Raw genomic sequence first — 7,657 nt, forward strand, 5'->3', positions numbered from 1 at the left:
CTCGACGTCGTCGGCCTCAACCCCGAGCACATCAACCGCTACCCGCACCAGTTCTCCGGCGGGCAGCGGCAGCGCATCGGCATCGCCCGCGGGCTGGCGCTCAACCCCGAGATCATCATCTGCGACGAGCCCGTCTCCGCACTCGACGTATCCGTGCAGGCCCAGGTCATCAACCTGATGGAACGCCTGCAGGACGAGTTCGGGCTCTCCTACGTCTTCATCGCGCACGACCTGTCCGTCGTCCGCCACATCTCCGACCGCGTCGCCGTCATGTACCTCGGCCGGATCGCGGAGACCGGCACCGACGCCGAGATCTACGACCACCCCACCCACCCCTACACCCAGGCGCTGATGTCCGCCGTTCCCGTCCCCGACCCCGAGGGCCGCGAACAGCGCGACCGCATCATCCTGCACGGCGACGTGCCCTCCCCGGCCGACCCGCCCTCCGGCTGCCGTTTCCGCACCCGCTGCTGGAAGGCCACCGACCGNACCCGCCCTCCGGCTGCCGTTTCCGCACCCGCTGCTGGAAGGCCACCGACCGCTGCGCCACCGAAACCCCGCTGCTGGCCGTCCCCGCCTCCCTCACCGGTACCCCGGCAGCCCACCCCTCCGCCTGCCACTTCGCCGAAGAACGCACCACCACCGTCGCCGCGGCCTGACCCCGGTCCGGTCCCCGTACCGCCACGCCCGGCCTCTTCCCCCAGGGCCGGGCGCGGCTCTCGGCGCGCTCCCGGAGTGGTGACAGGTGGGTTCACCGCCGCTACATTGTGCTGCCAAGTGCGTGATGAATGCAGTCATTTCGTGCGCGGGAGGGGACCTCACCCCGTCACCATGCCCGGTCCAGCGGTCCGGGCTCTCCCGCATGGTCCACCACGACTGGGGGGACAACGACCGGCGGGGTCACGATCAGCGGCTCCACGGAGGGCGGCAACCCCGAGGACGGTCACCAGGTGGTGCTCGACCTGACCCCGCGCGCCGGCTACAGCACATCGTGGGATGCCGAGTTCCACAGTCTGGACCACCAGCGGACCGAGCGGTTCACCCACTACGGCACAGCGGGTTCCGGAATCCGGCTCCCGGCCGGCGACTGGGCGCTGGAACTGGTGGTGGGCCACAACATCCCCCAGGGCGGCCCCGTCATCAGGGACGTCTTCCTGGTACCGCAGATCTCCGTGGACGGGGACACCACCCTCGCCTTCGATCCCGCCGACACCCTCCCCGTCACCCTGGGGGTGGCCGGGGTGACCTCCTACGTCGGAGGACAGCTCACCTGGAGTCTCGCGGGGAACGGCGGCATCGAGTACCGGAGCGCACACCGCGTCGTCCTCGGATCGCAGCTGCGGACCCTCCAGGTGGGGGCGGTACCCGAAGGCTGGTCCCTGACCACACATGTCTTCGGGGCCGAGGTCGCCCGGGGCGCATGGTGGGGCGTGGCCGCCGGGCCCCTCGACGGCCTGCCCAACGGCTTCGACCACCAGGCGGACCCGGCCGACATGGCCCAGGTCAGCCTGTCGGTCGGCGCCAACCGGCCGGGGGACAGCCGCGTCTCCGGGGACTACCGCTACCCACAGGACTACGGCTCGGTGCTTCTCGTGCCGGACACCCTGCCGCCCGGGGCCGGCGAACCGGGAATCAGGGACATTCCGCTGCCCCTGGACGAGACCGTCTGGCTGGAGGACGGCGTGTCCTGGGAGATCGCCCTGAGTACCGTCCCCTCTCTCATCGACGACTCCAAGGAGATCCGGGTCACCACCGGTTTCCGCGACTACGCTCCCGGCACCGAGCACACGGTTTCGCTCAACCACGCGGTGCTGGGGCCGGAACTCGGCGCGTCGCAGGGGATCTTCCGCACCGGCGACCGCATCCACGGCTCGCTGCCCCCACTGACCGACGCGCACGGGCACACCGTGGTCAGCACCCCGGGCACGTCCGAAGTCCGGCTCTACCGCGACGGCGTGCTGTACGGCGCCGCCGGGGACCCGTCGGGCTTCTCCTTCACCGTGCCCGACGGTCCGGCCGACTACCTGCTGGTGGTGTCCGTGGACCGGAGCGGCGGCACCACCTGGCTGAGCACCGACGTCACGGCGCGGCACCAGTTCCGTTCGGCCCGGCCGGCCGGCGCGGCCACCGTCCCCGTTCCGGCCTCCGCGGTTCGCTTCGTCCCGGAACAAGAACACCCCGCCAACTCCGTCACCCCGGGCTCCGAGCTGACCCTCCCGCTCGAGATCCAGGGCACCAACGGCCGCCTCACCGTCGAGGTCTCCTATACCGACGGTGTCATCTGGCGCGCGTCCCGGACCGCCGCGCCTACAGCTCGTACTCGACGTTCCCCGCCCGGCTCTCCGCCACCTGGCCGCCGGGCTTCACGGAGACCTCGTAGACCAGCGCCTCGCCCTCGCTGTCGTACACCACATGGCGCACCTCGGAGACGGTCGCCCGTCCGGGGAGCCCCAGCGCCTCGCTCTCCTCCGGTGCGGCCTCCCGGGCGGCCGTGACGTCCCGGGCCCGTGCCGGCCGGCGACCGGTCCGCAGCTCCACATAGCGCGTGGTGCCCTCCCGGATGCGCTGGCGCTCCAGCAGCCTCGGGCATTGGTCCAGCACCTGCGCCGGGAACCAGGACGCCGAGACGGAGGCGGGGCGGTCGTCCCGCAGAGTCACCCGGCGGCGCCAGACCACCCGGGCCCCGGCTTCCAGGCCGAGGGCGTCGGCAACCTCGACCGGCGCGGCGACGAGACCGGCGTCCAGGATCTCCGCGCGTTCACCCTCCGCATACACGGCCCCGGTCTCCTGCGCACGCCGGTACCGCTCACCAGCCGTCCCGCCTGCCTGCGTCATCCCGACCAACCCCGTCACTCGGCCTGTCTCCCCGGAGGAGTTCCCCCCGGCAGCCCACTGACGCCTCTCATCCGGGCCCGGGATTCCGAAAGCACCGGCCGGATCGCCAGAGAGATCATCAAAGCCGTCCATGATCCCGACCTGCCCACTGGGGGAGCCCCGGCCGGTCCTGCGCAGAGGGCGCGGAACCCGCAGGACCTCGGCCACCGGCTCACCGGCCTCGCTGTTTCCCATGCGCTCGGACCCCGAGCCAGGTGCGGTGGTCACGCGCGGAGGCGTGGACTGCCGCCACCTGGCCCGGCGACAGTACAGACGCCGGTGGGGCGCCAGCCCTGCCGACCATACCCGGCACCGCAGTCCGCAGCCCACAAGAGCGCCCGCCGCCACCGCATGCGCCCCCGGACTTCTGGGACCGCGCAAATCTCTCGACAGCTATTTCGAATGTTGCGCTTATTGCGTTTGGTTGTCAGGGTGGTCATGCAAGGCAGATCGGGAATCTGGGATGCCGACGGAGGCGATCATGAGCGAGGTGGATATTCGTTCGGCTGACCTGTCGCCGGAGCAGTCGCATGCGGCCGGCGTGGCGCTGTCCCGGGTGCGCAGTTACCTGGCGGAGCACCGGGAGCTGTCCCGGGTCCGGGTCACGGTGGAAGGCGGTGAGCCCGAGCCGCTGGAACTGCCCCGGGAGGCCCTGGACCTGCTGGCCGAAGTCCTGGCCCACATGGCGGCGGGACGCGGAGTATCGGTGGTCCCGAGGAATGTGGAGCTGACCACCCAGCAAGCGGCCGACCTGCTCAACGTCTCGCGTCCGTTCCTCATCGGCCTGTTGAAAGCGGGCGAGATCGAGTTCCGCACCGTTGGCACGCACCGGCGGATCAAAGCCTCCTCGCTGATCGACTACATACGGCGGGACGATCAGCGCCGCCGTGCGGCGGCCGATGAACTCACCCAATCGGGTCAGGAGATGGGGCCGGTCTGAGCACATGCCCTTCGTGGCACTGTACGACGCGAACGTTCTGTACCCCAGCACGCTGAGGGATCTTCCGATCCGGATAGCCCAGGCCGGCCTGGTACAGGCAAGTGGACGGAGGAAATCCTCGATGAGGTCTTCCGCAATCTCGCAGCGAACCGGCCGGATCTCAAGCCCGACCGCCTGACCAGAACCCGCGCCCTCATGGGGGCAGCCGTGAGGGACTGGAAGGTCACCGGCTACGAACCATTGATCAAGGCCCTGGAACTTCCTGATCATGAAGATCGACATGTCCTGGCGGCAGCGATCCGAGCGCGTGCGCAGGTGATCGTGACCTTCCGTCTCCGCGACTTCCCAGCTGCGCAACTGGAGCCCTGGGATCTCGAAGCGAAGCACCCCGACGCCTTTGTCGAGGCTCAGATCGATCTCGACCCGCCTCTGGTGTACGCCGCGGTGCGGCAGATCGCCGACAGCTGGCTCAGGCCGCCCGGTACGGTCAATGATGTGCTGCGCCGGCACGTTCCCCATCAGCTCAGACACCCCGAGCCGCACTGTCTCCACCGCTTCCTGGTCCCCGCCGAGCGGCTCCACCACCCCGGCGACCTCGGCCCGCCACGTGCTCACCTCCTCCGCTTTCACCGTCAAGGCCCACGAGCAGTCGGGCCGACGTTCCGGTCCTCGTTCGGCAGTTGCCCTTGCCACCCCCAGCGTCGTCACGTGGCGGAGTCCGCGCGTGCGCAGGGTGTGTGCGGCGCTCGGTGGTACAGCGATGTCATCCCAGCCGGCTACGAGCAGTTCATCGCCTTCGAGGACGCGGCTGAGACAGTTGCTGAGTACCAACTTGGGCTTTCCCCGGCCTGTTGCTCCCTCGGCGACTTCGACAACCTGTGACTCCCCAGAACGGCGGCAGACCCCACGCCCGAGGCACCCGAGCCCGTTCCTTCCGGAGCGGGCTTTGGCGGGTGGCCGACGTGATGGCCCGCAGCGCAGCTACAGGGGCGTGGCCCACTCGGTCAGGGTGAGGTGGGTGCCGGTGGTGGTCCAGTGGGTCTGGGAGGCGTTGGGGATCGGGGCGGTATCCGGGGGCGGGGCGCCGAGGCCGAGCAGGACGCGGTGCAGGGAGACGATCACCGCGTCATGGGTGATCAGCAGGACATGACGGCCGGGGGCCACCGTGCCCAGCTCCGTCAGAAAGTCGCGGACGCGCAGCGAGACGTCGGAGAAGGATTCGCCGCCCGGCGGGCGGTAGAACCAGTCGCCCGGACGGGCCTGCGGGTCGCGGGCGCGCAGCGCGGACGGCGTGAGCAGCGAGTAGCGGCCGAGGTCGCGGTCGCGCAGCCGCTCGTCGGTCAGCAGCGGCGGGCAGGAGACGCCGAGCCGGGCGGCCGTCTCCGCCATGGTCGTCCAGGTCTGGCGGGTGCGCAGGAAGGGCGAGGCCAGCACCAGATCCGGCGCCGGCGAGGAGGCCAGCCGGCGGCCGAGGGCTTCGGCCTGGGCGAACCCCAGCGGAGTCAGAGGGACCTCCGGGTCGGTGAGGTCCGGCGGCAGGGGAGTGTCAGTGGCGAAGGCTACGTTGGCTGTGGACTGGCCGTGGCGGACGGCTGTCAGCCCGGCCAGCGGGCAGCGGAACGGGAACGGCGGCGGCGGGGAAATCGGCGAGGTCATGGCCATTGTCCGGGGGTGATGCGGGGACCGTCACGGAACCATACGACGGACGCGGACACAGCGGGCCGGGCAGTACGGTGAACGGACCGGCCGGGGGGCCGGGCCGGCGGGGAGGGGCTGCGGCAGGCCCGTGAACTGGCCGCGTGCCCGGAGCGGAAACCGAGGGGGACGGCTGCGCGGGCGGCCGGTCCGGAACCGGGGGTGGCGGCAATGGTCTGGGACGACTGAGAGCTCCGGCCCGCCGGCCGCCGGGGCCTTGCACCGGCCCGGCCGGTGGCCCGGCGGCCGGCGGGAGGAGTGCCGCTGCCCTCGCTCACGCGGGTCCGTTGTTCACCCGTCCGGGCGAGGGGGAAACGCGGCAGTTGATCATACTTTTCGCTGAGATGCGTGTCGTGGCCTGCCGCCGGGCAGGACGGCGTTCCGATGGGGTGCGGACAACCCTGCCCGTACCGGCCCGAGGAGGCTCTCGATGCGCGGAGTCACGCGCCTGACCACGGTCGTCGCCGGCCTGGTGGCACTCGCCCTGGCCGCCACCGCATGCGGTGGCGACGACTCGAACGGAGGCGGCGGCGGAGGAGGCGGCGGCGGAGGTGAGATGGTCCGCGCCTCCTGGGGCGAGCCCCAGCACCCCCTGGAACCGGCCAACACCAACGAGGTCCAGGGCGGCAAGGTCCTCGACATGATCTTCCGCGGGCTCAAGCGCTACAACCCCGACACCGCCGAGGCCGAGGACGCCATGGCGGAATCGATCGAGACCGAGGACCAGCAGAACTTCACCATCACCATCGAGGACGGCTGGACCTTCCAGGACGGCACCCCGGTCACCGCCCAGTCCTACGTCGACGCCTGGAACTACGGCGCGCACATCGAGAACGCCCAGATCGGCTCCTACTTCTTCGAGTTCATCGAGGGCTACGACGACGTGCACCCGGCCGAGGAGGGGCAGGAGCCCACCGCGGACACCATGAGCGGCCTGAATGTGGTGGACGAGCACACCTTCACCGTGCGGCTCAGGGAACCCTTCTCGCTCTGGCCCGAGACGCTGGGCTACGCCGCCTACGCCCCGCTGCCGCAGGCGTTCTTCGAGGACCACGAGGCCTGGCTGGACAAGCCCATCGGCAACGGCCCCTACATGATCGACTCCTACGAGCAGAGCCGCTCCATGCGCCTGGTGCCCTACGAGGACTACGCGGGCGACGACGAGGCGCAGAACGACGGCGTGGAGCTGATCGTCTACACCGACAACAGCACCGCCTACACCGATCTCCAGGCCGGCAACCTGGACGTGGTCGACGACATCCCCGCCGCCCAGCTGCGCAATGCCGAGGAGGACCTCGACGGCCGCTTCATCAACCAGCCGGCCGGTATCATCCAGACCGTCTCCTTCCCCCTCTACCAGCAGGAATGGCAGGGGGAGCAGGCCAGGCAGATCCGCCAGGGGCTCTCCAGGGCGATCGACCGGGAACAGATCACCCGGACCATCTTCAACGAGACCCGCACCCCGGCCACCGACTTCACCTCCCCCGTGCTCCAGGAGGCCGGCGGCTACGAGGAGGGCCTGTGCGGTGAGGTGTGCGAGTTCGACGCCGAGGCCGCCCGGCAGATGATCGAGGACGCGGGCGGCCTGCCCGGCGGCTCGGTCACCCTCACCTCCAATGTGGACACCGGTTCCCACCGGGAGTGGATGGACGCGGCCTGCAACAGCATCAACAACGCGCTCGGCAACACCAACGCCTGCACCGTCAACCCGGTGCCCACCTTCGCCGACTTCCGCAACCAGGTCACCAACGACCGGATGAACGGCATGTTCCGCACCGGCTGGCAGATGGACTACCCGCTGATCCAGAACTTCCTCCAGCCGATCTACTACTCCACCGGCTCCTCCAACGACTCCGGCTACGACAATCCCGAGTTCGACGCCCTGGTCGACCAGGCCAATGCCGCCGAGTCCGAGGACGAGGCGATCGATCTCTTCCAGCAGGCCGAGGAACTGCTGGTGCAGGACATGCCGGCGATCCCGCTCTGGTACCAGAACGGCATCGCGGGCTACTCCGACCGGGTCGACAACGTCCAGCTCAACCCCTTCTCGGTGCCGGTCTTCACCGACATCACGGTCGGCTGAGCCGCGCTGCGCGCGCGGCGGGACGCGGGCCCGGCGGCCCGCGCCCCCGCGCCGCCGGCCCGGCT

Annotated in this window: 5 protein-coding genes and 1 pseudogene; 4 read left to right on the forward strand and 2 right to left on the reverse strand. The window is 70.4% G+C overall.

Annotated features, from left to right (window positions below; translation table 11 throughout):
- Window positions 1-659: pseudogene (locus tag GQS09_RS28780) on the forward strand (oligopeptide/dipeptide ABC transporter ATP-binding protein); the annotation flags it as partial.
- 1,648 nt (window positions 660-2,307) lie between these two features.
- Here GQS09_RS28780 and GQS09_RS25565 read toward each other — a convergent pair.
- A complete protein-coding gene (locus tag GQS09_RS25565) occupies window positions 2,308-2,835 on the reverse strand; it encodes a UTRA domain-containing protein (protein WP_165989918.1) in 528 nt (175 codons plus the stop codon).
- A 520-nt stretch (window positions 2,836-3,355) separates the two neighbouring features.
- On the opposite strand from GQS09_RS25565, the gene GQS09_RS25570 reads away from it, so the two are divergent.
- Together GQS09_RS25570 and GQS09_RS25575 are read left to right on the forward strand one after the other, a co-directional pair.
- Window positions 3,356-3,814, forward strand: a complete 459-nt coding sequence (locus GQS09_RS25570) for a helix-turn-helix domain-containing protein (RefSeq protein ID WP_165989919.1) — start codon at window positions 3,356-3,358, stop codon at window positions 3,812-3,814.
- Window positions 3,815-4,021: 207 nt separating this feature from the next.
- Window positions 4,022-4,696 (forward strand): hypothetical protein, encoded by a 675-nt coding sequence (locus GQS09_RS25575; RefSeq protein ID WP_399552603.1) that lies wholly within the window; start codon window positions 4,022-4,024, stop codon window positions 4,694-4,696.
- Between the two features lie 99 nt (window positions 4,697-4,795).
- Here GQS09_RS25575 and GQS09_RS25580 read toward each other — a convergent pair whose 3' ends face one another.
- Window positions 4,796-5,470 (reverse strand): histidine phosphatase family protein, encoded by a 675-nt coding sequence (locus GQS09_RS25580; RefSeq protein ID WP_165989920.1) that lies wholly within the window; start codon window positions 5,468-5,470, stop codon window positions 4,796-4,798.
- A gap of 469 nt (window positions 5,471-5,939) precedes the next feature.
- Here GQS09_RS25580 and GQS09_RS25585 point away from each other — a divergent pair, with 469 nt between their 5' ends.
- Window positions 5,940-7,592, forward strand: a complete 1,653-nt coding sequence (locus GQS09_RS25585) for an ABC transporter substrate-binding protein (protein ID WP_165989921.1) — start codon at window positions 5,940-5,942, stop codon at window positions 7,590-7,592.
- Window positions 7,593-7,657: the final 65 nt, after the last annotated feature.

This window comes from Streptomyces sp. YIM 98790 (genome assembly GCF_011421595.1).
GTDB lineage: Bacteria > Actinomycetota > Actinomycetes > Streptomycetales > Streptomycetaceae > Streptomyces.